This window comes from Paraburkholderia tropica, from assembly GCF_900109265.1.
Classification (GTDB): Bacteria; Pseudomonadota; Gammaproteobacteria; order Burkholderiales; family Burkholderiaceae; genus Paraburkholderia; species Paraburkholderia tropica.
On record NZ_FNZM01000011.1, the window covers coordinates 107,436 to 133,774 of the forward strand.

Here is a 26,339-nt window from a genome sequence, read left to right on the forward strand (position 1 = left end):
CCCCGGGGCGCCCGATTGGCGAACAACCACCATCACGTAACGAAACAGCTATGAATCCACTCAGAATGTTCGCGGCCGTCGCGGCCCTGGGCTTCGCCGCGCAGGCGCAGGCGGCGGACGTCACGCTCAGCTTCACGGGCAACATCATCGTGCCGACCTGTACGGTCGACAGCACGACCGCCAACCAGACGATTCCGCTGACCACGGCGTCGTCGTCGAATTTCGCGAGCGTCGGCAGCACGCAGCTGCCCGCGGCGTTCAACCTCAAGCTCAAAAGCTGTACGTCGGGAGCTGGCGTGAGCATGACGGTCAGCGGCACGAGCGACACCGTCACCAGCGTGCTCAAGAACACCGGCACCGCGACGGGCGTCGGCGTGCAACTGCTGCTCGGTTCGAGTGTCGGTGCGACCACGGGGACGGCCATCGCGCTCAATGCGTTACAGAGCGTCGGCACGGTCGACGCGACCAACGCGATGACGATCCCGATGGTGGCGCAGTACTACCGTCTCGGCACGATGACGGCGGGCACCGTGGCCGCGGCGGCGACGGTCAATTTCACATACAAGTGAGCGGCGTGAGCGTGCCGCTTCCGGGCGGTGCGCCTGTTTCGAGGTGAAGTCATGTTTGTGATACGAATCGCGGCATGGGCGTTGACCCTGCTGACGGCGCTGGCCGTGTGCGGCCGCGCCCGAACCGGCGCGCGCGCCGTCCCGAAGCTGCTGTGCGCGGCCGGAGTGCTGCTGGCGCTGTCGCCCGGCGCCTGGGCGTCCTGCGTCGTGGTGGGCGGCGCGCCGGGCGTCTTCGCGTTCTCCTTCAATTTCCCGGCCTTCGATCCGACTGTTGCGGACGGGACGACACTCGCGACATCGACCGTACCGGCTTCTGCTGCGATCGAAGTCGACTGCACGACGGGCGGCAACAACACGTATTTCGGCACGGCGGGAACGGGGGCGCAGGCGTCGGTCGGACAGTACGGCGAGTACGCCACGGGCATCCCCGGAATCGGTGTCATCCTGAGCTTCGCGTCGGGGCAATTCCCCATCACGAGGAGCTTCAGTTACCAGGTGAACTTTCTGTACCAACCGACGCTGACGGCCAGGCTGATCAAGACCGGCGACATCACCGCCGGCGGCATGCTGACCGGCGAGTTCGGACAATGGTGGATCTCGCAAACCACGGGCTCGCCGCTCTTTGCCTTCAGCCTGCGATACAACGGGGCGCTCAGCGTGATCCCGAAAGTGCCGACCTGCACGGTGAGCACCAGGTCGGTATCGGCGAGCCTCGGTGCGGTGTCGAGCGGCGCCTTTGCCGGAGCCGGTTCGACCGCAGGCGCGGCCTCGGCCAATGTGCAACTGTCGTGCAGCGGTGGTGTGACCGGTTCGACCACGAAACTCTACGCGACCATGACGGACGCCACGGCGCCCGCCAACCGCACCAACCAGTTGTCCCTGACGCCGACGTCGACAGCGAAGGGCGTCAAGGTGCAGTTGAGCTACAACGGCCAGGTGCTGGCGTATGGCGCGGATTCGGCGGTGGCCGGCAACGCGAATCAGTTCTTCGTGTCGGCGGCCCAGAACGGCACTGTCACGATACCGATCGTCGCGAAATACGTGGCGACGGGCGACCCCATCGTCGCGGGCACCGCCAACGCAACAGCGACCATGACGATGAGCTATCAGTAAGCGACCATCAGTAAGCGGCGCACAAAAAAAACACCCCTGAAACAGGGGTGTTTTTTCATGCCGCGGTCGTACGCCGAACTTAGCGCACGCGCATGCCGGGCTTCGCGCCGCTGTGCGGTTCGAGGATGTAAAGACCCGGTTCGGACTTCTCGTCCTTCGCGGACGCCGCGAGCACCATGCCTTCGGACATGCCGAACTTCATCTTGCGCGGCGCGAGGTTCGCGACCATCACCGTCAGCTTGCCCTTGAGGTCTTCCGGCTTGTAGGCCGAACGGATCCCCGAGAACACGTTGCGCGTCTTTTCTTCGCCGACGTCGAGCGTGAGTTGCAGCAGCTTGTCCGAGCCTTCGACGATGTTGCAGTCGACGATCAGCGCCACGCGCAGGTCGATCTTCGCGAAGTCGTCGATGGAAATGGTTTCCGGCGTTTCGGGCTCGGCCTTCTTCGCTTCCTTCGCGGCCTTCGACTTCTTGTTCGCATCGGCGGCAGCGGCGGGCGCGGCGTCGGTCGCTTGCAGCGAGTCGCGGTTCGCGGCCAGCAGCGCTTCGACCTGCTTCGGATCGACGCGCGTCATCAGATGCTTGTACGCGTTGATCGGCTGCTGCGAGGACAGCGCGGTGTTCGCGTCGGCCCACGTGAGCGGCGCGATCGAGAGGAATTCCTCGACGCCTTGCGCGAGTTGCGGCAGCACCGGCTTGAGCGCGAGCGACAGCAGACGGAACGCTTCGAGGCTCACGCTGCAGGTTTCATGCAGCGCGACCGCGTTGGCCGGATCCTTCGCCTGTTCCCACGGCTTGGCCGTGTCGACGTAACCGTTCACCGCGTCGGCGAGTTCCATCGTCTGACGCAGCGCGCGGTTGTACTCGCGCGCCTCGTAGTTCGCGGCGATCTGCGGAATCGCGGCGCGCAGTTGCTGCAGCAGCGGATGATGCATCGCGCTGTCCTGCACGCGGCCGTCGAAACGCTTGATCAGGAAGCCCGCCGCGCGGCTCGCGATGTTGATGTACTTGCCGACGAGGTCGCTGTTCACGCGTGCCTGGAAGTCTTCGAGGTTCAGGTCGAGATCTTCCATCGTGCTGTTGAGCTTCGCCGCGAAGTAGTAGCGCAGCCACTCGGGGTTCAGGCCCGTCGTGACGTAGCTTTCCGCGGTGATGAAGGTGCCGCGCGACTTCGACATCTTCGCGCCGTCCACCGTCAGGAAGCCGTGCGCGAACACGTTCGTCGGCGTGCGATGGCCCGAGAACTCCAGCATCGCCGGCCAGAACAGCGTGTGGAAATACAGGATGTCCTTGCCGATGAAGTGGTACTGCTCGGTTTTCGTGCCGGGCTTGACCCACGCGTCGAAGTCGAGCCCGCGCTGTTCGCACAGGTTCTTGAAGCTCGCGTAGTAGCCGACCGGCGCGTCGAGCCACACGTAGAAGTACTTGCCCGGCGCGCCCGGAATCTCGAAGCCGAAGTACGGCGCGTCGCGCGAGATGTCCCAGTCGGCGAGTTTCGATTCGCCCGCGTCGCCGAGCCATTCGCGCATCTTGTTCGTCGCTTCCGGCTGTGCGAGTCCCGCCACCCAGCCGCGCAGGAATTCTTCGCAGCGCGAGTCGGAAAGACGGAAGAAGTAGTGCGTCGAGGTCTTGCGGATCGGCGTGGCGCCCGACACGACCGAGTACGGATTCTTCAGATCGGTCGGTGCGTAGGTCGAGCCGCAGACTTCGCAGCTGTCGCCGTACTGATCCTTCGCGCCGCACTTCGGGCACTCGCCCTTGATGAAGCGGTCCGGCAGAAACATGTTCTTGACCGGATCGTAGGCCTGCTCGATATCGCGCGTTTCGATGAAACCGGCTTCCTTGAGCGCCAGATAGACGGACTCGGACAGCACGCGGTTCTCGTCCGAATCGGTCGAGTAATAGTTGTCGAACGACACGCCGAAGCTGTCGAAATCGCGCTTGTGTTCCTGCCAGACGCGCGCGATCAGCTGCTGCGGCGTGAGGCCTTCCTTCTCGGCGCGCAGCATGACGGGCGTGCCGTGCGTGTCGTCGGCACCGACGTAATAGACCTCGTGGCCGTGCATTCGCAGCGCGCGAACCCAGATGTCCGTCTGGATGTACTCGACCAGGTGGCCGATATGGATCTGGCCGTTGGCGTACGGCAGAGCAGACGTGACGAGAATCTGGCGGCGTCCCTGGACGGCAGGCGCGCCGGCGGCGAGGTCGGTAGAGGGTGCTGACATAAGTGGATGGAAGTCCGATGTTGCGGGGGGAAAGGGCGATTTTAGCAGGGCGGCCGGTCCGCGCGGTCGGCTGCCGGATGGCGCGGACGAAGGCGGGCTCAGGCGGGCCGGCGCTCAACCGTGGCGCGCGGATCCGGGCGGACGGCGCGTTACGGCGTGCGCTCCAGTCTGCGACCCGATGCGCGAGGCATCGGCATGACGAAATCGATGGGCAAAAAAAACCGGGGCAGGATGGCCCCGGAGCAACAACGACAAGAGGAGAATGGTGACGCGGCGGCGTCGCCGCACACGTACCGTAAAGACAGACAGCACCTTTCAACGAGAGTTCGAAATTTTTTTAACTTTCCCGGCGAGTGTCGCGGCGCGACGGGCCGAGCGCCCGGCTGGCGGGGCGTTGGCGTGATCGGCGTTCATCTGCGGAAATAAAAACGGGACAGCGAAGCCGCTGTCCCGTTGGTGTGTCACTTATTTATGGCGCTAATTTCCGGCGCGCCATGCGCCGCGCGAGCTTAGCCGCCCTGATGCTGCGCCGTTGCACGCAGATAGATTTCCACGCGACGGTTCGCGGCGCGGCCGGCTTCGGTGCTGTTGTCGGCGATCGGTTGCGTGTCGCCACGGCCTTCGGCCGCCATGCGCTGCATCTGGATGCCGCGCGAGGCGAGGTAGTTCACGACGCTCTGTGCACGGTTGACCGACAGCGTCTGGTTGTACGCCGGCTGGCCGGTGTTATCCGTATGGCCGACGACTTGCGCGACCACTTCCGGGTTCTGTTGCAGCGTCTGCGCAACCTGGTCGAGCACCGGCGCGAACGTCGGCTTGATGGCGTAGCTGTTCGTGTCGAACGTCACGTTGCTCGGGATGTTGAGCTTGAGCGAGCCGTCCGGCTGCTCGGTGATCTGCGTGCCCGTGCCCTTGGTCGCGCCCGAGAGCTTGTTCTTGATGTTCTGCCAGTTGTAGCCGGTGACGCCGCCGACCAGCGCACCCGCGCCAGCGCCGATTGCCGCGCCCTTGCCGCCGCCGAAGATCGCGCCGATGGCGGCGCCCGTGCCGGCGCCGACGCCGGTGCCGAGCGCCGTGTCGGTGCCCTGCTGGGTCGCGCAGCCGGCGACGAGCGCACCGGCGACGGCGAAGACGGACAGGCGGGTCAAGATTCTTGTGTTCATTTTCAATCCTTCCTCTCTGGAGTGGAACGTGACGGCTGCGTGCGCTTCCTGTGGGCCCCGATTGCAGTCAGGGTCTTCAAACGACGCGCCGCGGCAGCTACTACAATGACGGCTTGAGGGCTGGCTTGCGCCGTTGTCGCATCTGATGCATCCGGTACACCTGCTGCTCGGCGGCCGCTTGACACAGGCGCGCGCGGTTCAGGATAACCGTTGCCGCGAAGCGTGCCTTGTCGCAGACAATTGCGCAATCCAGCTTAACAATTTCTTTCGATTTCCGGCGTCTGCGCGGCCTGATGCCGCTTGCGCCGGGACATTCCCCACGGAGTTTCAATGAGCATAGATCGGGCTTTGGTCGACGCCGCGCTCGCGGCCCTCGCGGATCCCAACACGGGCAAGCCGTACACGGTCGCCAAAGGCGTGCGCAACGTCACGATCGACGGCGACACGGTGGGCGTCGAGATCGTGCTCGGCTACCCGGCGAAGAGCCAGTACGACGCGGTGCGCGCGCAGGTCGAAGCCGCGCTGGCCGCCGTGCCGGGCGTCGCATCGAGCCGCGTGAACGTGCGTCACGAAGTGGCCGCGCATACGGTGCAGCGCGGCGTGAAGCTGCTGCCGAACGTGAAGAACATCGTGGCCGTGGCGTCGGGCAAGGGCGGCGTCGGCAAGAGCACGACCGCCGTGAACCTCGCGCTCGCGCTGGCGGCCGAGGGCGCTTCGGTCGGCGTGCTCGACGCGGATATCTACGGCCCGTCGCTGCCGATGATGCTCGGTATCGAAGGCCGCCCCGAGTCGCCGGACGGCCAGTCGATGAATCCGCTCGAAGGCCACGGAGTGCAGGCCAATTCGATCGGCTTTCTCGTCGATCAGGACAACCCGATGGTCTGGCGCGGCCCGATGGCCACGTCCGCGCTCGAACAGCTGCTGCGGCAGACCAACTGGCGCGAGCTGGACTATCTGGTGGTCGACATGCCGCCGGGCACGGGCGACATCCAGCTCACGCTCTCGCAGCGCGTGCCGGTCACGGGCGCCGTGATCGTGACGACGCCGCAGGACATCGCGCTGCTCGACGCCAAGAAGGGCCTCAAGATGTTCGAGAAAGTGGGTATTCCGATTCTCGGCATCGTCGAGAACATGGCTGTGCACGTCTGCTCGAACTGCGGCCACGCCGAGCATATCTTCGGCGCGGGCGGCGGCGAGCGCATGGCGAAGGAGTACGGCGTCGAGGTGCTGGGCAGCCTGCCGCTCGATATCTCGATCCGCGAGCAGGCCGATTCGGGCCAGCCGACCGTGGTCGCCGATCCGGCCGGGCAGGTCGCGTCGACCTATAAGGCGATCGCGCGCCGCGTGGCCATTCAGATCGCCGAACGCGCCCGCGACATGACCTCGAAGTTCCCGACCATCGTCGTGCAGAACACCTGATCGACGGCGGCGTTCGCGCGATTCTTCGCATCGCTTGCTGAGCAAGGCCTGCGGCGGCACGCAACGTGCTCGCCGCCGTGCTCATGCAAGGCCCGCGAGAGCGCGTGCGCGCGGTATCATGTGGGCTTCATGGGTCCGGATCGACGGCCGCAGGGGCGGCCGCGAGACGGCAAGAGGATCGCATGGTTAAACGGAACGACAGGAACGCGGTAGACGCAGTCGTGCTGGCCGTGGTTGCGTGTGCGCTGCTGGGCGGCTGCACGAGCTTCATGGGGCAGCAGGACAAGCGCGCAGGCGCGCAGGTGCTGCCCACGGTCGGCAGCCAGGTGCGCGGGACCGTGTCCTTCGTCGAGCGTTCGGACGGCGTGCAGGTGAGCTACAACCTCGCCGGCCTGCAACCGGACAGCGACCATGCGCTGCAGGTACACGAGCGCGGCGACTGCAACGCCGCCGACGCCTCCAGCGCGGGCGCCGTGTTCGCGCCCGCGGCCGACCGGCTCAAGGCCGGCGCGCGCGTGGAAGGCGACCTCGGCAATATTCATGCGGATTCGAACGGCGTAGCTATCGGCTTCATCGTCGCGCCGGATGTTTCGCTCGACGGCGTGCGCTCGGTCATCCAGCGCGCAGTGATCGTGCATCACGACGCCATCGACCCGTATGCGTATCCGCAGCGCGGCACCGGCGCGGCGATCGCGTGCGGCGTCATCAAGGCGCAGTAAGCCGACGCGAATCGCTGCAAGCCGGCCGCAAGCCGCCCCAAGCCGCCCGGCCCGAAGTCCACGCCAGGCTGCGGATTGGCACGATTCCCGCCCGACTCACGTCTGATCCGCGCCCGCCCGAAGCCATCCTCGCAAACAACGCTTGCATTGCAGCGCCCGAGCGCGCATGATGCGCCGCGGCAAAGCCTGCGGCGCCCGCATGGATGCGCCTCGTGGCGCACTTCCCGGCACGCCGGTTGACATCGCGTAAAATAGTCGCCTTTCGCGAGCGGCCCGCCCGTCGGCCCGTTCGCGCGGCTTTCCCCCGGGTCGCGGCCCGGGGTTACATCCCCGTTTTTTCTGGACCGTAGCGAAACATGGCAATCAAATCCGACAAGTGGATCCGGCGCATGGCCGAAGAGCAGAACATGATCGAGCCGTTCGTGCGCGACCAGGTCCGCACGTCGGAAGACGGCCGCAAGATCGTGAGCTACGGCACCTCGAGCTACGGCTACGACATCCGCTGCGCCGACGAATTCAAGATCTTCACGAACATCAATTCGACCATCGTCGATCCGAAGAACTTCGACGAGAAGTCGTTCGTGGACTTCAAGGGCGACGTCTGCATCATCCCGCCGAATTCGTTCGCGCTGGCGCGCACGGTCGAGTATTTCCGCATTCCGCGCAACGTCCTGACGGTCTGCCTCGGCAAATCGACCTATGCGCGTTGCGGCATCATCGTGAACGTCACGCCGTTCGAGCCCGAGTGGGAAGGCTACGTGACGCTCGAATTCTCGAATACGACACCTTTGCCTGCGAAAATCTACGCGAACGAAGGCGTGGCTCAAGTGCTCTTCTTCGAGAGCGACGAGATCTGCGAAGTGTCGTACGCCGACCGCGGCGGCAAGTATCAAGGCCAGCACGGCGTCACGCTGCCGAAGACCTGAGTTCGAGCGCAAACCCACTCCGGCTTCAACGACATACGGGGACCGCTGCGCGTTTAAAGCAGCGGTCGTTTCTTTTGGAGATTCGCCCATGAAGTTTCGCTTTCCCGTCGTCATCATCGACGAAGACTTTCGCTCCGAGAACATCTCGGGTTCCGGCATCCGGGCACTCGCCGAAGCCATCGAGAAAGAGGGCGCGGAAGTCCTCGGGCTGACGAGCTACGGCGACCTCACGTCGTTCGCGCAGCAATCGAGCCGCGCGGCCTGTTTCATCCTGTCGATCGACGACGACGAACTGCTGCCCTACGTGGAAGGCAGCGACGGCGAAGCGCCCGAGCACGCGCCCGCGATCGTCGCGCTGCGCGCGTTCATGGAAGCGGTGCGCAAGCGCAACGCCGACATCCCCATCTTCCTGTACGGCGAAACGCGCACCTCGCGCCATCTGCCCAACGACATCCTGCGCGAGCTGCACGGCTTCATCCACATGTTCGAGGACACGCCGGAGTTCGTGGCGCGCCACGTCATTCGCGAAGCGAAGGTGTATCTCGACGCGCTCTCGCCGCCGTTCTTCAAGGAACTCGTCAAGTACGCCGACGAAGGCTCGTACTCGTGGCACTGCCCGGGTCACTCGGGCGGCGTGGCGTTCCTGAAGAACCCGCTCGGCCAGATGTTCCACCAGTTCTTCGGCGAGAACATGCTGCGCGCGGATGTGTGCAATGCCGTGGAAGAACTCGGCCAGCTGCTCGATCACACCGGCCCGGTCGCGGCGTCGGAGCGCAACGCGGCGCGCATTTTCAGCGCGGACCACGTGTTCTTCGTGACCAACGGCACGTCCACCTCGAACAAGATCGTCTGGCACGCCACCGTGGCGCCGGGCGACATCGTGCTGGTCGACCGCAACTGCCACAAGTCGATCCTGCACGCGATCACGATGACGGGCGCGATCCCCGTGTTCCTCACGCCGACGCGCAACAACTTCGGCATCATCGGCCCGATTCCGCGCGATGAGTTCAAGCCGGAAAACATCCGCAAGAAGATCGAGGCGAATCCGTTCGCGCGTGAAGCGCTGGCGAAGAACCCGAACGTCAAGCCGCGCATTCTGACGATCACGCAGAGCACGTACGACGGCGTGGTCTACAACGTCGAGATGATCAAGGATCTGCTCGGCGACATGCTCGACACGCTGCACTTCGACGAAGCGTGGCTGCCGCACGCCGAGTTCCACGCGTTCTACCAGGACATGCACGCGATCGGCGCGGGCCGTCCGCGCACCAAGGCGCTCGTGTTCGCGACGCACTCGACGCACAAGCTGCTGGCCGGCATCTCGCAGGCTTCGCAGATCGTCGTGCAGGATTCGGAAGACAGCGCATTCGACCGCCATCGTTTCAACGAGGCGTATCTGATGCACACGTCGACCTCGCCGCAGTACGCGATCATCGCGTCGTGCGACGTGGCCGCGGCCATGATGGAAGCGCCGGGCGGTCCGGCGCTGGTGGAAGAGTCGATCGCCGAGGCGCTCGACTTCCGCCGCGCGATGCGCAAGGTGGACGCCGAATACGGCGACGACTGGTTCTTCCAGGTCTGGGGTCCGGACGATCTGGCCGAGGAAGGCATCGGCTCGCGCGACGACTGGATCCTGCGTCCGAACGACCACTGGCACGGCTTCGGCGCGCTGGCGGAAGGCTTCAACATGCTGGACCCGATCAAGGCGACCATCGTCACGCCGGGTCTGGACGTGGACGGCGAGTTCGGCGAAACCGGCATTCCGGCGGCGATCGTCACGAAGTACCTGGCCGAGCACGGCATCATCGTCGAGAAGACCGGTCTGTACTCGTTCTTCATCATGTTCACGATCGGCATCACGAAGGGCCGCTGGAACTCGATGGTCACCGAACTGCAGCAGTTCAAGGACGACTACGACAACAACCAGCCGCTCTGGCGCGTGCTGCCCGAGTTCGTGGCGCAGCATCCGATGTACGAGCGCGTGGGCCTGCGCGATCTGTGCCAGCAGATCCACAGCGTCTACCGCGCCAACGACATCGCGCGTCTGACGACCGAGATGTATCTGTCGACGATGGAGCCGGCCATGAAGCCGTCCGACGCGTTCGCGAAGCTCGCACACCGCGAGATCGATCGCGTGCCGGTCGACGAACTCGAAGGCCGCGTGACGTCGATCCTGCTCACGCCGTATCCGCCGGGCATTCCGCTGCTGATTCCGGGCGAGCGCTTCAACAAGACGATCGTGAACTACCTCAAGTTCGCGCGCGAATTCAACGAGCGCTTCCCGGGTTTCCACACCGACATCCACGGACTCGTGGGCGAGACCATCAACGGCCGCATCGAGTATTTCGTGGATTGCGTGCGCGGCTGAGCGCGGAGGCGGGCGGCATGACGGTGCGAACTTCGCGAACCCTGCGGGCGCTGACGGCGACGCTGGCGCTGGCGGCGACGATGTTCGCCGCCGCGCCCGCGCGCGCCGAAGTGGCGGCCGCCGATCCGATCGATACGGCGATGCGCGCGTGTCTCGCGCGCGCGGACCGCTCGACGACAGCGGGCCAGATCCAGTGCATGGAAGAGGCGCGCGGCGCATGGCGCGCCGCCACGGAATCCGCGCTCGTGCAACTGAACGCGAAGCTCAAACCGGCGGACCAGAAACGCTGGAAGCTGAGCCAGCAGAAGTGGGTGGCGTGGCGCGACGCCGAGGACACCATGCTCGGCGCCGCGTTCGCGACCACGAGCGGCAGCACGTATCAGCTCTACGAGGCCGACATGCGCTTGCAGCCGGTGCGCGACCGCGCGCTTGCGCTGCGCAACGAAGCCGCGAGCTGGGACGGCCAGGCGCCGCGTTCGCGCGCCTGTAGCGCCGATGCGCGCTGCGAGCACGTGAGCTACGACCTCAACCGCTATTACCGGCAGCTTTACGCGCGGATGCCGAAGCACGCGCGGCCTGCCGTGTCGCGCGCGCAGAGCGCGTGGCGCGCGTATCGCGATGCAACCACGCCGCTCATCGACGAGCGCGCGCGCCTCGATCTGCTCGGTGCGCGGCTGGCCACGTTGAAGCGTTTGTCGGAGACGGTGAACAACCGCTGACCGTTGCGTGCGTTCCATGAAAAAACCGGCGTGTATCTTCGCGATACACGCCGGTTTTGTTTTGGGCGCGGTTTTGAGCCGCGGTTTTGGGCCGCGTCAGTCGAGAATGAACTGCTCGGGCGGATGGGACGGCGTGCGCGTCGGGTCGCCGAGCAGATCGTGCAGCGCCGACTCGATGCCCGTCGACATCGCGTTGAGGGCGAGGTCGTTGTCTTCGATGCCGAACGGGTCCTCGATCTGCGAGGCGATCGCTTCGTGCGCCATGAACGCGTAGGCCACGAACACGGCGAAGATCGGCGTGAGCGCGCCGATGCTGTCGACGAGCCCGAACGGCAGCATCGCGCAGAAGAAGTAGACCGTGCGATGGATCATCACCGTGTAGGCGAACGGTAGCGGCGTGGAGGCGATGCGCTCGCAGCCGCCGATCACGTCCGAGAGTCCGTTGAGATTGCGCTCGAAGGCGAGCACCGCATAGCCGTCCAGACGGCCTGCGCGCGCTTCGCCGCGCATCCACTCGGACGCGCACAGCAGCAGCGTGGCGGGACGGAATTGCGAGGCCATCGCGCGCTCGAGCAGTGCGGGCGGCAGACGCGTTTCGAGGTCGGCGCGCGGGTCCGTGTGGCGCAGTTGATGGCGCAGCGCATGCGGCAGCGCGCACAGGATCTCGACGAACGGACGCGCGTGGCTGCGGGCGTCCTCGCCTTGACCGGGCGTGACGAGCGTGAGCGCCTCGCGCGCGAGCGAGCGCGATTCGTTGAGCAGTTGCCCCCAGAGCTTGCGGCCTTCCCAGTAGCGGTCGTAGCTCGCGTTGTTGCGAAAGCCGAGAAACACGGCGAGCGCGATGCCGATCAGCGAAAACGGCACCGTGCTGAGGTTCACGGTCACGCGCAGGATGTGGTCGTGCGCGGCGACGGCGACGATCGACAGACACGGCACGATAAAGAGCCGCGGCAGCAGTTGCGGCAGGACGGAACCGCGCCACGCGAGCAGCATGCGGAACCAGTTGAGGTGAGGGCGGACGATCATCGGGGCGGAGACTCGGAGCGGGAAAGCGACGGAACGCGATAGAAGCGCAACAGTAACGATCTCGATTCTAGGTCAAGGGGCGCGATCGTCAGGCGTACAACTGGGGCCATTCGAAGCGGGTACAGCCGCGCGGTTTGCCTCTGCGCAATTTACACGCCGCGCGCAAAAACAAAACGGGCGCGCGACGTTGTCCGTCGCGCGCCCGTTTCGGGTGCATGGCCTGGCGGGCCGCTGCGCTTGCTTCGCGCTAACTTCGCGCTTACTTCGCCGCGCCGAGCGCCGCGCGCGCCGCGACAATCGCCGCGCGCACCTGTTCGGGCGCAGTGCCGCCCGGATGATTGCGCGACGACACCGAGCCTTCCAGCGTCAGCACTTCGAACACGTCTTCGGCGAGCAGATGCGCGACGGCCGGCAGTTCGCTGCGCATTTCGTCGAGTGTCAGGTCGGCGAGATCGCAGTTGCGATCCACGCAGATCCGCACCGCGTGCGCCACGGCTTCGTGCGCGTCACGGAACGGCAGACCCTTCTTCACCAGATAGTCGGCGAGATCGGTGGCCGTCGAGAAGCCTTGCAGCGCGGCGGCGCGCATGGCGTCGGCCTTGACCGTGATGCCGGCGACCATTTCCGCGAAGATGCGCAGCGTGTCCGCGACCGTATCGACGGTATCGAACAGCGGCTCCTTGTCTTCCTGATTGTCCTTGTTGTACGCGAGCGGCTGGCCTTTCATCAGCGTGAGCAGGCCCATCAGATGGCCGTTCACGCGGCCGGTCTTGCCGCGCGCCAGTTCGGGCACGTCGGGGTTCTTCTTCTGCGGCATGATCGACGAGCCGGTGCAGAAGCGGTCGGCGATGTCGATGAAGCCGACGCGCGGGCTCATCCACAGCACCAGTTCTTCCGAGAAGCGCGACACGTGCGTCATGACGAGCGCGGCGGCGGCCGTGAATTCGATCGCGAAGTCGCGGTCGGAGACGGCGTCGAGCGAGTTCGTGCAGATGCCGTCGAAGCCGAGCGTCTTCGCCACGGCGAAGCGGTCGATCGGATAGCTCGTGCCCGCGAGCGCCGCCGCGCCGAGCGGCAGGCGGTTCACGCGCTTGCGGCAGTCGACCATGCGCTCTGCGTCGCGCGTGAACATTTCCACGTAGGCGAGCAGGTGATGGCCGAAGGTGACCGGCTGCGCAACCTGCAGGTGCGTGAAGCCCGGCATGATCGTGCCCGCGTGTTGCTCGGCGAGGTCCAGCAGCGCGCCGCGCAGGTCGCCGATCAGGCCGCCGATGCGGTCGATCTCGCCGCGCAGCCACAGGCGGATGTCGGTCGCGACCTGGTCGTTACGCGAACGGCCCGTGTGCAGGCGCTTGCCCGCGTCGCCGATCAGCGCCGTGAGGCGCGCTTCGATGTTCAGGTGCACGTCTTCGAGATCGAGCTTCCACTCGAATTCGCCGCGCTCGATCTCGCCCTTGATCTGCGCCATGCCGCCCTGAATGGCGGCGAGGTCGTCGGCGGAGATGATCTTCTGCGCGGCCAGCATCGACGCGTGCGCGAGCGAGCCCTCGATGTCCACGAGCGCGAGTCGCTTGTCGAAGAAGACCGACGACGTGTAGCGCTTGACCAGCTCCGACATGGGTTCGGAGAAGCGAGCCGACCAGGCTTCGCCTTTTTTGTGCAGTTGGGACGTCATGATGATGAGCGGTGAGCGATGGGAAAGCGGGCCGCGCGCTGAGTGCCTCGCAGGGCGCCGGGTGCGGCAGGAAAGTTCAGGATTTTACCATCCGCGCAGGCGCGGACCGGCGATGCGGCGCGTCCGGGGCGCACTCAGAGGCGCACCAGCACCACCAGCTTGAGATCCTCGCGGTGCGCGGGCTTGAACGTGATCTGGTCGTAAGCGATGCGGCCGTGGCGCGGATGATGGAATTCGCGCCGTCCGCCTTCGCGCTCGAACACGTCCTGCGAGCCCCAGTAGCGGCCGAATTCGTCGCTCGCGGCGATCAGCGAATCGATCAGCGCGCGCGTGGGCGCGTCGTTCAGATGGCGGATGGAGTCGGCGCGGAACTCAGCGGCCAGACGGCGCGCGCGGGTTTCCCAGTCGACGATCAGCTCGCGCCCGAGCGGCTCCGTGAAGGTGAAACGCAGCAGGTTGCGGTCGTGATCGCCGTCGAGCCAGCCCGTGAACAGATCCGCGGCTTGCGCGTTCCAGGCGAGCGCGGTCCACTGGCGGTCGAGCACGTAGGCGGGCGCGTCGATCAGGCCGACGGTTTGCAGCAGGGTGGCGGGCGCGTCGGCGGCGCTGGCGGTGTCGGGTTCGGCGGGATCGCGCTGCGCGGCGAGTTCGAACAGATAGGCGCGTTCGGCGCGCGAGAGCCGCAGCGCCACGGCGATGCGCGCGAGCGCGTCCGCCGACGCCGAGACCGGCCGGCCCTGCTCGATCCACGTGTACCAGGTCGGACTCACGCCGCAAAGCTGCGCGACTTCCTCGCGGCGCAGGCCGGGCGTGCGCCGGCGCGGGCCGGGCGGCAGGCCGACTTCCTGCGGCGACAGACGCTCGCGATGGGCGCGGATGAACTCGCCGAGCGCGCGCGCGGGCGTGGCGTCGAGGGTTTTAGCGGGGCCGGAATCGCCGGTAGTGGAGGTATCGAGGCTCATGGAAGGCTGGCGGGTGCTGGCGATACCAGAATAATCGCTCAACTTGTACTGGTACAGAACGGGCTCTATTGTAACGGCTGACGCGGCGCCGGGCCGCCGCGCCGACCCGCCCCGGGGACAGAAGCAAAAAAGATTGACGCGAGGCCGCAGCCGCAGATGTCGTGGTCCATGCAGCTGAACTCGCGCCCCACACAACCGGAACACCGGTGCGCGCGCAGGAGCGTCGGCGCGCCGGATCCGCACCAGGAGCATGTCATGAAGCATCACGATCAGGTCGCCGACGCCTTCGGCACGACCGCCGCCGCCTATCTCACCAGCCAGGTCCACGCAACCGGTGCCGATCTCGAGAACCTGGCCGCGACCTTCGCGGCGACCTGCGGCAACGCGCGGGTGCTCGACATGGGCTGCGGCGCGGGTCACGCGAGCTTCGCGGTCGCGCCGCATGTGCGTGAAGTCGTCGCCTACGATATCGCGCCGCCGATGCTCGCGACCGTCGAAGCCGCCGCGAAGGAGCGCGGTTTGAGCACGATCCGCACGCAGCAGGGCGCCGCCGAGACGTTGCCGTTCGCCGACGCGAGCTTCAACTGGGCGATCAGCCGCATGAGCGCGCACCACTGGCGCGACGTGCCGCGCGCGCTCGCCGAAGTGCATCGCGTGCTCAAACCGGGCGGCCGGCTCAAGTTCATCGATATCGCGGGCATCGACGATCCGCTTTTCGACACGCATATTCAGGCGGTGGAATTGCTGCGCGATGCGTCGCATATCCGCGATTACCGCGCCGACGAGTGGGTGAGCATGCTCGATGCGGCGGGCTTCGACGCGAAGGTGACGGAGCGCTGGCGCATCGCGCTCGACTTCGACACGTGGGTCGCGCGCATGCGCACGCCGCCGGAGCGCGTGACGGCGATCCGCTCGATGTGGGACAACGCGCCCGATGAAGTGCGCCAGTATTTCGATGTGCAGAGCGATCGCTCGTTCAAGCTCGATGCGCTGATGATCGAGGCGACGCGGCGGGATTGAGGGGCATGTTGCGCAACAGGTTAGCCTGCGCGCAATTCAATGCATGGGCGGCTGCCAGGCCACGTCGAAGCGTTCGGCGAGACCTGCCAGCCGCCTGTCGAGCGTCCAGAGGCGCGCGCCCGGCGTGATCAGCACGGAGCCGAGCAGGATCAGGTCGACCACGCCGCAGCCGAGGCCGTAGAGTTGTTCGCGTTCGATCAGCGCCATGACTTCCTGCAGGCTCACCGGATTCGCCGACCGCAGCAGGCCAATGTCGCCTAGTGTGCGCACGCGTGGCGCGGGCGGCGTGCCGCAGGCCAGTTCGGCGAGCACCATCGGATGAGCCAGCGCTTCGTCGCTCAGCATCAGTTCGACGAGCGCTCCGTTTCGGCGTCTGAAATGATCGACCCAGACCGACGTGTCGACGAGCACGCTCATGACGCGGGCGTGTCGTCGCGCCGACGCGCGATGTCCGCCATCTCGGGCGCGCTGCCGCCTAAAGCGGCCAGCCGCTTGGCCGCTTGAACCCGCACGAACGTCTTGACGGCTTCGCGAAACAGATCGGCCTTCTCCATGCCGGGATCGGCCATTTCGAGCGCTTTCTCATAAAGCGCGTCGTCCAGGGTCACCGTGGTGCGCATGCTGCCCTCCGTGATTCAGATTCTGATGCGATTTTGCATCAGAATTTTGCATCCCGGCAAGCATCGTCCAAAAGAAAAGCCTCGCAGATCAAAGACCTGCGAGGCTTTTTTATACGGTGTCAACCCGTGCGGTCGCCCGCGCAGTTAACCCGTATTCCGCAACCCCGCCGCAATCCCGTTGATCGTCAGATGAATCCCGCGCCGCACGCGCGGGCTCGGGTCGCCCGCGCGATAGCGTTTGATCAGCTCGACCTGCAAGTGATTGAGCGGATCGAGATACGGGAAGCGGTTCTTGATCGAGCGCGCGAGCAGCGGGTTGTCGGCGAGACGGCCGTTCGAACCGGTGATCTCGTCGAGCACCTTCGTCGTGCGCTCCCACTCGGCCACGATGCGCTCGAACACATGCTTGCGCAGCTTCTTGTCGGCGACGAGTTGCGCGTAGCGCGACGCCACCGCGAGATCGGTCTTCGCGAGCGTCATGTCCATGTTCGACAGCAGGTTCGCAAAGAACGGCCAGGTCTTGTACATCTTCTTGAACAGCGCGAGGCGGCGCGCGCGTTCGGCGTCGCTGTCCGCTTCGTCGAGATACGAGGCCACCGCGCTGCCGAAGCCATACCAGCCCGTCAGCAGCAGACGGCACTGGCCCCACGAAAAGCCCCACGGAATCGCGCGCAGGTCGTCGATCTTGCGGTTTTTCGGATCCTGCAGCTTGCGCGAAGCCGGGCGGCTGCCGATGTTCAGTTCCGCGATTTCGGTGATCGGCGTCGAGGCGAAGAAGTAGTCGGTGAAGCCGGGCGTCTCGTAGACGAGCGAGCGGTACGCCGCCATCGCCGCATCGGAGAGATGCTGCATGGTTGCTTCGAACGCCGGCAGTTGATCCGGCGCATTGCCCGCGGTGTTGTCCATCGGCAGCAGCGTGGCTTCAAGCGTGGCCGCGATCACCGTCTCCAGATTGCGGCGGCCGATTTCCGGATTGCCGAACTTGCTGGCGATCACCTCGCCCTGTTCGGTCAGGCGGATCTGGCCGTCCACCGTGCCCGGCGGCTGCGACAGGATCGCGTTGTAGGTCGGGCCGCCTCCGCGTCCGACCGTGCCTCCGCGCCCGTGGAACAGACGCAGCGTGATGCCGCGTTCGCGATACAGCGAGACGAGCGCGAGTTCGGCGCGATACAGCTCCCAGTTCGACGTGAGGAAGCCGCCGTCCTTGTTGCTGTCCGAATAGCCGAGCATGATTTCCTGCTCGTTGCCCCAATGCTCGACGATGCCGTCGATGCCCGGCAGCGCGAGCAGGTCGCGCATGATGCCCGGCGCGTGGCGCAAGTCGGGAATCGTTTCGAACAGCGGGATCACCATCAGCGCGGCCTGCGCGGGATCGTCCGTGTGGCCGAGGCGGCCGCCGAGCAGACCGGTTTCCTTCTGCAACAGCATCACTTCGAGCAGGTCCGACACCGTTTCGGTGTGCGAGATGATGTAGTTGCGCACCGCGCGCGCGCCGAACTTTTCGCGCGTCACGCGCGCCATTTCCAGCACGCCGAGTTCGCTCTTCACGAGGGCGGAGTAGTCGAGATACGGCGAGCGCAGCGGACGCTGATCGGCGAGTTGCGCGAGCAGCACGATCTGCTTGTCTTCTTCGGAGAGCGCCGCGTAATCGGCCTGCACGCCCGCGCGCGCGAGCAGTTCGGTGATCACGGCTTCGTGGATGTCCGAGCTTTGACGCAGGTCGATCGAGGCCAGATGGAAGCCGAACACTTCCACCGCGCGCACGAGCGGCGCGAGGCGCGGCGTGGCGAGCGAAGCGCCGTGATGCGCGGCGAGCGAATCCATCAGGATGTGCAGATCGCGCGAGAACTCGGCGGCGTCGGCGTACGGCTGCGCGCGCACGGGCGCGGCGTTGCGGCCCGCGCTGCGCACGGCCACGACGCCTTCTCCCAGGCGCACGCGCGCGCTCGCGGCGAGGCGCGTGTACACGCCAATCAGCGCGCGCCGATACGGTTCGTCCACGCGATGCGGCGACTGGTCGGGCGAGGCTTCGGCCAGCGCCTTGAGTTCGTCGCTCGCGCCGGCAAGCAGATTCGACACCGACAGTTCCGCGCCGAGCTTGTGCACTTCGTCGAGATAGTGCTGCAGGATCACCTGCGCCTGGCGCTCGCTGGCTTCTTCGAGCGTGGCCGACGTGACATTCGGATTGCCGTCGCGGTCGCCGCCGATCCAGCTGCCCATCTGGAAGAACGCGGGCAGACGCGCGGAAAGACCGTGCTCCTTGAGCGAGGTTTCGATCTCGCCGTACAGCGCGGGAATCTCGGTGAGGAAGGTGGTGTGGTAGTACGAGAGCGCGTTTTCGATTTCGTCGGTGACGGTCAGGCGCGCGTCGCGCAGCATGCGCGTCTGCCACAGCGAGGTCACGCGTGCGCGCAGCAGCGCTTCGTTATGCTCGCGTTCGCGATGCGTGAGCGGCTGGTCGCGTTCGGCGAGCAGGCGCGCGACGTCGTGCTGCGAATCGAGCGTGCTTTTGCGCTGCACTTCCGTGGGGTGCGCGGTGAGCACGGGCACGATCAGCGCATCGTTGAAGAACTGCTGGAGCATCGGCGTGGCGGCGGCGCCCGCTTGCGCGAGACGTTCGAGCGAATGCGCGATGGTGCCCGCCTGTGGCGCCGAACCGGCCAGATCGTGGATACGGCGGCGACGGTTGCGGTGACGGTCCTCGGCGATGTTCGCCAGATGCGAGAAATAGCTGAACGCGCGCACCACGCTCACGGTCTGCTCGGGCGAGAGTCCGCGCAACTGTTTTTCCAGCGCGAGCGCGGCGGCGTTGTCGTCCTCGCGGCGAAAACGCACGGCCGTCTGGCGGATGCTTTCGACCACCTCGAACACGGCATCGCCTTCCTGTTCGCGCACGACGTCGCCGAGCAGGCGTCCGAGATAGCGGATGTCTTCGAAGAGCGGCTGGTCCTTGTCGTCGCGCTGTTCTTCGTCGCGCGTGCGGCCGCCGCGCGGCGCGCCGGCGGTTTTCGGCGCCTTGGCGGGCTTTGCGGCCTTGGTGGCTTTCGTCGCCTTCGCGGCTTTTTCAGGCTTTGCCGCCTGCGCCACTTCGACGATCCCGGCGGATTCGGCGACCTTCGACGCGGCTTTCGACGCGACTTTTGACGACTTGCCGGCCTTGACCGCCTTCGTCGCTTTCGTTTTCGTGGTCTTGCTGGCGTCGGCCGGTTTCGATGTCTTCGTCGTCTTCTTCGTTTCAGTGGCCGTTGCGGCTTTCACGGCCCTGGCGGTTTTGGCCTTGTCGGCGGCCGCGGGGGAAGAAGAGGCAAGCGATGCGTTGTTGCGGCGCTCTGCGCGCGCCGATCCGGAAGACTTCACGATGTTTTCCTCAAGACTAGCCAGGAGTGTGGACAGGGTATTCGGGGACTGCCAACTGCATGGCCGCGGCGCGGGCCGCGGTCAGGGTACTTCGGTGCTACCAGAAACCACCAGAACGGATGGCGGGAGCCATCCTGCGCGAGCCGCGCGGACTGCGGTGCTGCGGTATCGCGGCGGATCGAACGGCAAGCGACGGCGAAGACGATACGAAGACGGCGAAAAACTGCGGATACCGGCGCGCCGGGAGCAGGCTTTGCGAAAGCGCGGCACCATGGAGCGGACGCAGGTTCGCGCCGGGTGCCGGGGAGGGCGTGCGGGATCAGCGCCGCCGACGCGCAGATAGCGTGTACGTCAGCGACGGACCGTGTCTCTTCCTTGCCGCCGCACGCGCGGGCCTAAAAAGGGGCGCGTGCTAACATTGCCTGTTATCCGATTCTGTTTTTCGAACCCGTCATTCGATGTGCTAGCCATGAATTCCGAGACGTTATCCGCGCCCATGCCCCGCACGCTTGTCATCGCTTCGCGGGAGAGCCGCCTCGCGATGTGGCAGGCCGAGCATGTGCAAGCTGCGCTGCACAAATTATATCCATCCTGCGACGTGAGCATCGTCGGAATGACGACCCGCGGCGATCAAATTCTCGACCGCACGCTGTCGAAGGTCGGCGGCAAGGGTTTGTTCGTGAAGGAGCTGGAGCAGGCGCTGGCCGAAGGGCGCGCCGATCTGGCCGTGCATTCGCTCAAGGACGTGCCGATGGAGCTGCCCGAGGGCTTCGCGCTCGCGTGCATCATGGAGCGCGAAGATCCGCGCGACGCCTTTGTGTCTAACGAATACGACTCGCTCGCGGCGCTGCCGCCGGGCGCCGTGGTCGGCACCTCCAGCCTGCGCCGCGAGTCGATGATTCGCGCGCGTTATCCGCATCTCGACGTGAAGCCGCTGCGCGGCAATCTCGACACGCGTCTCGGCAAACTCGACCGCGGCGACTACGCGGCCATCATTCTCGCGGCGGCGGGGCTCAAGCGTCTGGGTCTCGGCGCACGCATCCGCGCGCTGCTCGAACCGGCGGACAGCCTGCCGGCGGCGGGACAGGGCGCGCTCGGCATCGAGATCCGCGCCGACCGCGCCGACATCGCCGCCTGGCTCGCGCCGCTGCACGACGACGCCACCGCGAAGGCCGTCGAGGCCGAACGCATGGTGTCGCGCGCGCTCGGCGGCAGTTGCTCGGTGCCGCTCGCGGCCTACGCGCAGTGGCAGGACGGCAAGCTCGCGCTGCGCGGCACCATCGCCACGCCGGACGCGAGCCGCGTGCTGGCCGCCGAAGATGCGGCCACGCCCGCCACGGTCGCGGACGCCGTCGCGCTCGGCCGCAAGGTCGCCGACGAACTGATCGCCCAGGGCGCGCTCGAGATCGTGCGCGCGCTGTCCGAAGCGGGGCCTGAAGAACAACGCGTGCCGAACGCGCCCCCGGCAACTTCCGGCAACGCCAACCGCGCGGGCGACGATCCCGCCGAGCCGCGATGACCGGCGGCCCGTGGCAGCCGCGCCAGGGCGGCCCGGGTTCGGCCCAGCCCGACGAATGGCGCGGGCCGGCCGATTCGTCCGCGCCGCATCATGACGCGCGCGGCACGGCAGCGGGCACGGATTTCACCGTTGTCATCACCCGTCCGGCCGGTCAGTCGGACGCGCTGTCCGCGCAACTGGCCGCGAGCGGCCTGCGCACGCTCGAATTTCCGCTGATCGCCATCGCGCCCGTGCGCGACGACGCGCCGTTGCGCGAAGCGCTCGGCGCGCTCGACCGCTATGCGCTCGTCGTGTTCGTTTCGCCGAATGCGGTCGACCGCGCGTTCGAGTGCTACCGGTCGATTTCGTCGATCTGGCCGCACGCGCTGCCCGTCGGCGTGGTCGGTCCGGCGAGCGTCGCCGCGCTCGCGCGCCACGGCGTTGCCGCCCCCGCGCATCGCGTGATCAGCCCGGCCGGTTCCGCCGACGAGGAACCGGCGCGCTTCGACTCGGAATCGCTGTACGCCGCACTCGAAAAAGAGCTCGGCGAGAACGCCTTCGCGGGCAAGCGCGTGCTGATCGTGCGCGGCGACGGCGGGCGCGAATGGCTCGCCGACCGCCTGCGCGAAGCGGGCGCGGAAGTGGAGGCCGTCGCGGCCTACCGCCGCATCGTGCCCGAGCCGCCGATGGGCGCGTGGGCGGCGGTTCACACGCTGCTCGAAGGCGCGCCGCACGCGTGGCTCGTGACCAGCTCGGAAGGCGTGCGCAATCTCGACGAACTCGCGCGCGAGCACCTCACGGCAGGCGAGATCGTCGAGCTGCGCCATGCGCAACTGGTCGCGCCGCATCCGCGTATTGCCGAGACGGCGCGCGGATTGGGTTTTGATAGGATGACGGTGTCCGGCGCGGGCGACGAGCGCATCGTCGAGACGCTGCTGGGGCTTGCCGCATCCGCGCCAGCCAGCACGGTTTCTTCCGATCTCTCTTCAGCCGCGCTTTCGGCGGCTCAACCGGTTCAGAACACCCCGGCCTCGCCGCCGGCACAACCCCGCATGACTGATTCGAACGATTCCAGCCACGTTCCCAATCAAGGCGCCGCTTCGGCAGGCGCTTCGCAAACCGCTTCCCCGACGGCATCGAAACCGGCCGCCCAGGCCGCGAGCGCGCGACCTGCGTCGTCCGCTGCGTCGTCATCCGCATCGACGTCCTATTCGTCCGCGCCGCTGACGCCGGCCGGCAACGGCGGCGCGCGCCGCGGCGGCGGCACCGCGATCCTCTGGCTCGTGGTCGTGCTGCTCGCGGCAGGTGCGGCGGGCGGCGGCTATGCGCTCAATCGCAAGCTCGACCGCGTCGACGCCTCGCTTGCGCAGCGCCAGCAGAGCGCCGACCAGCAGACCGCCGCCTTGCGCGCGCGCGCCGACGAAGCCGCGTCGAGCGCGCAGCAGATCGACAAGCAGATGGCGCAGCTCGAAGGCAAGATCGCCGACGCGCAGAACTCGCAGCAGGCGCTCTCGCAGCAATATGCCGACCTCGCGAAGAACCGCGACGACTGGACGCTCGCCGAAGTCGGCCAGATGCTGTCGAGTGCGAGCGAGCAGCTCCAGCTCACCGGCAACACGCAGCTCGCGCTGTTCGCGCTGCAAAGCGCCGACACGCGCCTCGCCGCGTCGGCCAGCCCGCAGGCGCTCGCCGTGCGCAAGGCCATCGCCGAGGACATCGACAAGCTCAAGGCCGCGCCGTCCACCGACCTCGCCGGTCTCGCCATCAAGCTCGACACCGCGCTCGCCGAAATCGACGCGCTGCCGCTCGCGGGTGAAGCGCTCGTCGCGCACACGAAGCCCGAAGCCGCCGCGCCTGCCGACGTCGCCGTGACGGCCGCCGCCACGGGCGAGCCGCGCTGGAAGGCGTGGCTCGACACCTTCGTGCACGGCGTCGGCCAGCAGATCGCGAGCCTCGTGCAGGTGCGCCGCATCGACAACGCCGACGCCATGCTCGTCTCGCCCGATCAGGGCTACTTCATGCGCGAGAACCTGAAGCTGCGCCTGCTGTCGGCGCGTCTGTCGCTGCTCTCGCGCAATCCGGCCACGCTCAAGTCCGACCTCGCCGCCGCCGACGCAACGCTCGCGCGCTACTTCGACGGCGCGTCGAAAGAAACGCAGAACGTGCGCGACCTGCTCAAGCAGGTGGACGCGGGCTCGGCCGCTGTCGCGCTGCCCACGCTCGACACGAGCCTGAAGGCGCTGCAGCAATACCAGAGCCGGGGGTAAGCATGGCGATCCGTGGACTTCTCTGGCTCGCGCTCCTGTTCGTCGTGGCGGTCGCGCTCGCGACCGTCGGCCGTTTCGACGCGGGGCAGGTGCTGCTCGTCTATCCGCCGTATCGCGTGGATGTCTCGCTCAATCTGTTCGTGGTCGGCGTCGTGGTGGCGTTTCTGCTGCTCTACGCGATCCTGCGTTTCGTGCGCAACGTCGTGACGATGCCGCGCCGCGTGGCCGCGTACCGCGCACGCGCGCGCAAGGAAAAGGCGCATTCGGCGCTGCGCGACGCGATCGGCAATCTCTATGCGGGCCGTTTCTCGCGCGCCGAGAAGGCCGCGCGCGACTCGCTCGCCGACGACAACAACAAGGGCGCCGCGGGCCTGATCGCCGCGAACGCCGCGCATCGTCTGCACGAGTACGCGCGTCGCGACGACTGGCTCACGCAGGTCGACGACCCCGAGTTGCAGGAAGCGCGTCTGATGGCGACCGCCGACATGCGCGCCGACGGCCGCGACGCGGACGGCGCGCTGGCCGCGCTCACCGAAATGCGCTCGCAGGGCGGCCGCCGCATTCACGCGCAGCAGATCGCGCTGCGCGCGCAGCAGCAGCTCAAGAACTGGAGCGAAGTGCTCAAGCTCGTGAAGACGCTGGAAAAGCGCGAGGCGCTGCATCCGGCCGTGGCGGTGCGTCTGCGCCAGCTGGCGGCCGAGAACCTGCTGCGCGACCGTCGCCATAACGCCGACGCGCTGCTCGAACTCTGGCACGCGCTGTCGCCGATCGAGCGTCATTCGCCGCGTCTGGCCGATTGCGCGGCCGAACTGCTGATCGCGCTGGAGCGGCAGGCGGACGCGCGCAAGATCGTCGAGGAAGCGCTCGCGCAGAACTGGGACGCGCGCCTGCTGCGCCGCTATCCGGACACGGCCGGCGATGACGCGCTGCCGCTGATCCAGAAGGCCGAGGCGTGGCGCAAGGAGCGTCCCGAAGACGGCGATCTGCTGTTCGCGCTGGGTCGCCTGTGCCTGAAGCAGCAGTTGTGGGGCAAGGCGCAGTCGTTCCTCGAGGCGGCGCTGAAGTCGGCCAACGCGAGCAACAACGAGCCGCTCAAGATCCGCTCGCACCGCGCGCTCGCGCGTCTGCACGAGGAACTGGGCGACGCCGGCAAGGCCGCCACGCACTATCGCGAAAGCGCGATGTCGATGAACGTGGTGTGATCGTCCGTCGGATCGTGCGCTTTCGCTGCGCATGCTGCAACGAAAAACGGCCGCTGCTAGCGGCCGTTTTCTTTTGTCGAAGCATGTTTATCGATCGACCAGCGTCTTCGGCGCCGACAGCGCGAGCAGCCCGCCGAGGATCATGAACGCCGCGAGCATGTACATGCCGGAGTCGTTGGCGGCGGTCGCCTGCTTGAGCCAGCCCACGGCGTACGGGCTCAGGAAGCCCGCGAGATTGCCGATCGAGTTGATGAGCGCGATGCCCGCCGCGGCGCCCGTGCCCGCGAGCCACGCTGTGGGCAGGCTCCAGAACAGCGGCAGCGTGGTGAGGATGCCGAAGGTCGCGAGCGTGAGCGCGGCCATCGCGAGCGCGGTGTCGTGCGCCCATGTCACCGAGAGCACGAGGCCGAGCGCGCCCACGGCCGCCGGAATCGCGATGTGCCAGCGACGTTCGCGGCGACGGTCGGCGCTCTTCGCCACCAGCACCATGCCGACCACCGCCGCCGCGAACGGAATCGCCGAGAGCAGGCCGATCGCCAGCGCGTCCTTCACGCCCGTCGCCTTGATGATGGTCGGCAGCCAGAAACTCACGCCGTACAGACCCATCACGAACGAGAAGTAGGTGAGGCTCATGAGCAGCACGCGCGGACTCGTGAGCACGGTGACGAGCGGCGGATCTTCCTTGGTCGCGTCTTCGGCGGCGATGTTGCGTTCGAGCAGCGCGCGTTCGTCGGGCGTGAGCCACTTCGCGTTGCCGATGCGGTCGTCGAGCACAAAAAACACCAGCACGCCGACGATCACCGACGGCAGCCCTTCGAGCAGAAACAGCCACTGCCAGCCTTGCCAGCCGTTCGCGCCGTCGAAGGCCTTGAGGATCCAGCCCGACACCGGACCGCCGATCACGCCCGAGAGCGCGATGGCCGTCATGAACCACGTCGTCATGCGGCCGCGCCGGTGCGCCGGATACCAGTAGGTCAGATAGAGGATGATGCCGGGGAAGAAGCCCGCTTCGCACAGGCCGAGCAGGAAGCGCATCACGTAGAACATCGTCGGCGTGGTGACGAACATCGTGAGAATGGACACGAGCCCCCACGTGACCATGATGCGCGCGATCCAGATGCGCGCGCCCACGCGATGCAGGATCACATTGCTTGGCACTTCGAACAGGAAGTAGCCGATGAAGAAAATGCCCGCGCCGAAGCCGTAGACCGCGTCGGAGAGATTGAGCGCCGCGCTCATCTGCAACTTGGCGAAGCCGACGTTCACGCGGTCGAGATACGCGACCACGTAGCAGAGCATCAGGAGCGGCGTGAGCCGCCAGGCGACCTTGCGGTAAGTGGCTTCTTCGAACGCCGAAGGCGGCGCGCCCGCGCTCGCATGCGGCAGGGGATTCGCTGGACTGGCCATGGTGTCTCCAATGTCGTGTGTCGGCTGTTATTCGTGTTGTTTGCGTCGAGTACGCCGGATTAAAGCACGACCATTCTAGCCGCGC

The 26,339-nt window shown here is 66.7% G+C and carries 20 protein-coding genes; 11 read left to right on the forward strand and 9 right to left on the reverse strand.

The window, feature by feature from the left end; translation table 11 throughout:
- The first annotated feature begins 50 nt into the window (after positions 1-50).
- Both BMY06_RS19475 and BMY06_RS19480 read left to right on the forward strand, forming a co-directional pair.
- Positions 51-569 carry a fimbrial protein gene (locus BMY06_RS19475; RefSeq protein WP_080180710.1) on the forward strand — a complete coding sequence of 173 codons (519 nt, stop codon included), beginning with the start codon at positions 51-53 and terminating at the stop codon, positions 567-569.
- Positions 570-650: 81 nt separating this feature from the next.
- Positions 651-1,682 carry a fimbrial protein gene (locus tag BMY06_RS19480; protein WP_074984705.1) on the forward strand — a complete coding sequence of 344 codons (1,032 nt, stop codon included), beginning with the start codon at positions 651-653 and terminating at the stop codon, positions 1,680-1,682.
- A gap of 79 nt (positions 1,683-1,761) precedes the next feature.
- Here the strand turns inward: BMY06_RS19480 and metG are convergent, their stop codons facing one another.
- Both metG and BMY06_RS19490 read right to left on the reverse strand, forming a co-directional pair.
- On the reverse strand, positions 1,762-3,906 hold the full coding sequence (metG, locus tag BMY06_RS19485) for a methionine--tRNA ligase (RefSeq protein ID WP_065057344.1): 2,145 nt from the start codon (positions 3,904-3,906) through the stop codon (positions 1,762-1,764).
- A 509-nt stretch (positions 3,907-4,415) separates the two neighbouring features.
- A complete protein-coding gene (locus BMY06_RS19490; RefSeq protein ID WP_065057345.1) occupies positions 4,416-5,069 on the reverse strand; it encodes a YiaD family glycine zipper/OmpA-like lipoprotein in 654 nt (217 codons plus the stop codon).
- 330 nt (positions 5,070-5,399) lie between these two features.
- Between BMY06_RS19490 and apbC the strand changes: the two genes are divergently transcribed.
- The 5 genes from apbC to BMY06_RS19515 all read left to right on the forward strand — a co-directional run bounded on the left by apbC (position 5,400) and on the right by BMY06_RS19515 (position 11,220).
- A complete protein-coding gene (gene apbC, locus BMY06_RS19495) occupies positions 5,400-6,488 on the forward strand; it encodes an iron-sulfur cluster carrier protein ApbC (protein WP_065057346.1) in 1,089 nt (362 codons plus the stop codon).
- A gap of 182 nt (positions 6,489-6,670) precedes the next feature.
- Positions 6,671-7,207, forward strand: a complete 537-nt coding sequence (locus BMY06_RS19500; protein ID WP_065057347.1) for a superoxide dismutase family protein — start codon at positions 6,671-6,673, stop codon at positions 7,205-7,207.
- Positions 7,208-7,563: 356 nt separating this feature from the next.
- Entirely contained in the window at positions 7,564-8,133 is a 570-nt protein-coding gene (dcd, locus tag BMY06_RS19505; RefSeq protein WP_065057348.1) for a dCTP deaminase, read from the forward strand.
- Positions 8,134-8,221: 88 nt separating this feature from the next.
- Positions 8,222-10,501: an arginine/lysine/ornithine decarboxylase gene (locus BMY06_RS19510; protein WP_074984707.1), complete on the forward strand. Its 2,280-nt coding sequence runs from the start codon at positions 8,222-8,224 to the stop codon at positions 10,499-10,501.
- 17 nt (positions 10,502-10,518) lie between these two features.
- Positions 10,519-11,220 (forward strand): lysozyme inhibitor LprI family protein, encoded by a 702-nt coding sequence (locus BMY06_RS19515; RefSeq protein WP_080180715.1) that lies wholly within the window; start codon positions 10,519-10,521, stop codon positions 11,218-11,220.
- 96 nt (positions 11,221-11,316) lie between these two features.
- Here the strand turns inward: BMY06_RS19515 and BMY06_RS19520 are convergent, their stop codons facing one another.
- The 3 genes from BMY06_RS19520 to BMY06_RS19530 form a co-directional block, all read right to left on the reverse strand.
- Positions 11,317-12,246, reverse strand: a complete 930-nt coding sequence (locus BMY06_RS19520) for a bestrophin family protein (protein WP_074984708.1) — start codon at positions 12,244-12,246, stop codon at positions 11,317-11,319.
- A gap of 259 nt (positions 12,247-12,505) precedes the next feature.
- Complete coding sequence (gene argH / locus BMY06_RS19525; protein WP_065057351.1) at positions 12,506-13,921, reverse strand: argininosuccinate lyase; 1,416 nt, start codon at positions 13,919-13,921, stop codon at positions 12,506-12,508.
- A 134-nt stretch (positions 13,922-14,055) separates the two neighbouring features.
- Positions 14,056-14,883 carry a helix-turn-helix transcriptional regulator gene (locus BMY06_RS19530; RefSeq protein WP_065057352.1) on the reverse strand — a complete coding sequence of 276 codons (828 nt, stop codon included), beginning with the start codon at positions 14,881-14,883 and terminating at the stop codon, positions 14,056-14,058.
- 255 nt (positions 14,884-15,138) lie between these two features.
- On the opposite strand from BMY06_RS19530, the gene BMY06_RS19535 reads away from it, so the two are divergent.
- Entirely contained in the window at positions 15,139-15,903 is a 765-nt protein-coding gene (locus BMY06_RS19535; RefSeq protein WP_074984710.1) for a class I SAM-dependent methyltransferase, read from the forward strand.
- Positions 15,904-15,939: 36 nt separating this feature from the next.
- On the opposite strand, the gene BMY06_RS19540 is transcribed toward BMY06_RS19535, so the two are convergent.
- From BMY06_RS19540 to ppc, 3 genes are all read right to left on the reverse strand, one after another.
- Positions 15,940-16,320: a type II toxin-antitoxin system VapC family toxin gene (locus tag BMY06_RS19540; RefSeq protein ID WP_065057353.1), complete on the reverse strand. Its 381-nt coding sequence runs from the start codon at positions 16,318-16,320 to the stop codon at positions 15,940-15,942.
- Positions 16,317-16,523, reverse strand: coding sequence for a type II toxin-antitoxin system VapB family antitoxin (locus BMY06_RS19545; RefSeq protein ID WP_065057354.1), 207 nt, complete (start codon positions 16,521-16,523; stop codon positions 16,317-16,319). The genes BMY06_RS19540 and BMY06_RS19545 overlap by 4 nt, the downstream gene beginning before the upstream one ends.
- A gap of 144 nt (positions 16,524-16,667) precedes the next feature.
- Positions 16,668-19,880 carry a phosphoenolpyruvate carboxylase gene (gene ppc / locus BMY06_RS19550; protein WP_074984712.1) on the reverse strand — a complete coding sequence of 1,071 codons (3,213 nt, stop codon included), beginning with the start codon at positions 19,878-19,880 and terminating at the stop codon, positions 16,668-16,670.
- 469 nt (positions 19,881-20,349) lie between these two features.
- On the opposite strand from ppc, the gene hemC reads away from it, so the two are divergent.
- Genes hemC through BMY06_RS19565 form a run of 3 tightly spaced genes read left to right on the forward strand, consistent with a single transcriptional unit; the run spans position 20,350 to position 24,847 of the window.
- The gene (gene hemC / locus BMY06_RS19555) at positions 20,350-21,399 is read left to right on the forward strand and encodes a hydroxymethylbilane synthase (RefSeq protein ID WP_080180708.1); all 1,050 of its coding nucleotides are present in this window, start codon (positions 20,350-20,352) and stop codon (positions 21,397-21,399) included.
- Complete coding sequence (gene hemDX / locus BMY06_RS19560; RefSeq protein WP_080180707.1) at positions 21,396-23,645, forward strand: fused uroporphyrinogen-III synthase HemD/membrane protein HemX; 2,250 nt, start codon at positions 21,396-21,398, stop codon at positions 23,643-23,645. The genes hemC and hemDX overlap by 4 nt, the downstream gene beginning before the upstream one ends.
- A 2-nt stretch (positions 23,646-23,647) precedes the next feature.
- Positions 23,648-24,847, forward strand: coding sequence for a heme biosynthesis protein HemY (locus BMY06_RS19565; protein WP_065057356.1), 1,200 nt, complete (start codon positions 23,648-23,650; stop codon positions 24,845-24,847).
- 87 nt (positions 24,848-24,934) lie between these two features.
- Here the strand turns inward: BMY06_RS19565 and BMY06_RS19570 are convergent, their stop codons facing one another.
- Complete coding sequence (locus BMY06_RS19570) at positions 24,935-26,254, reverse strand: MFS transporter (RefSeq protein ID WP_065063766.1); 1,320 nt, start codon at positions 26,252-26,254, stop codon at positions 24,935-24,937.
- Between the last annotated feature and the right edge of the window lie 85 nt (positions 26,255-26,339).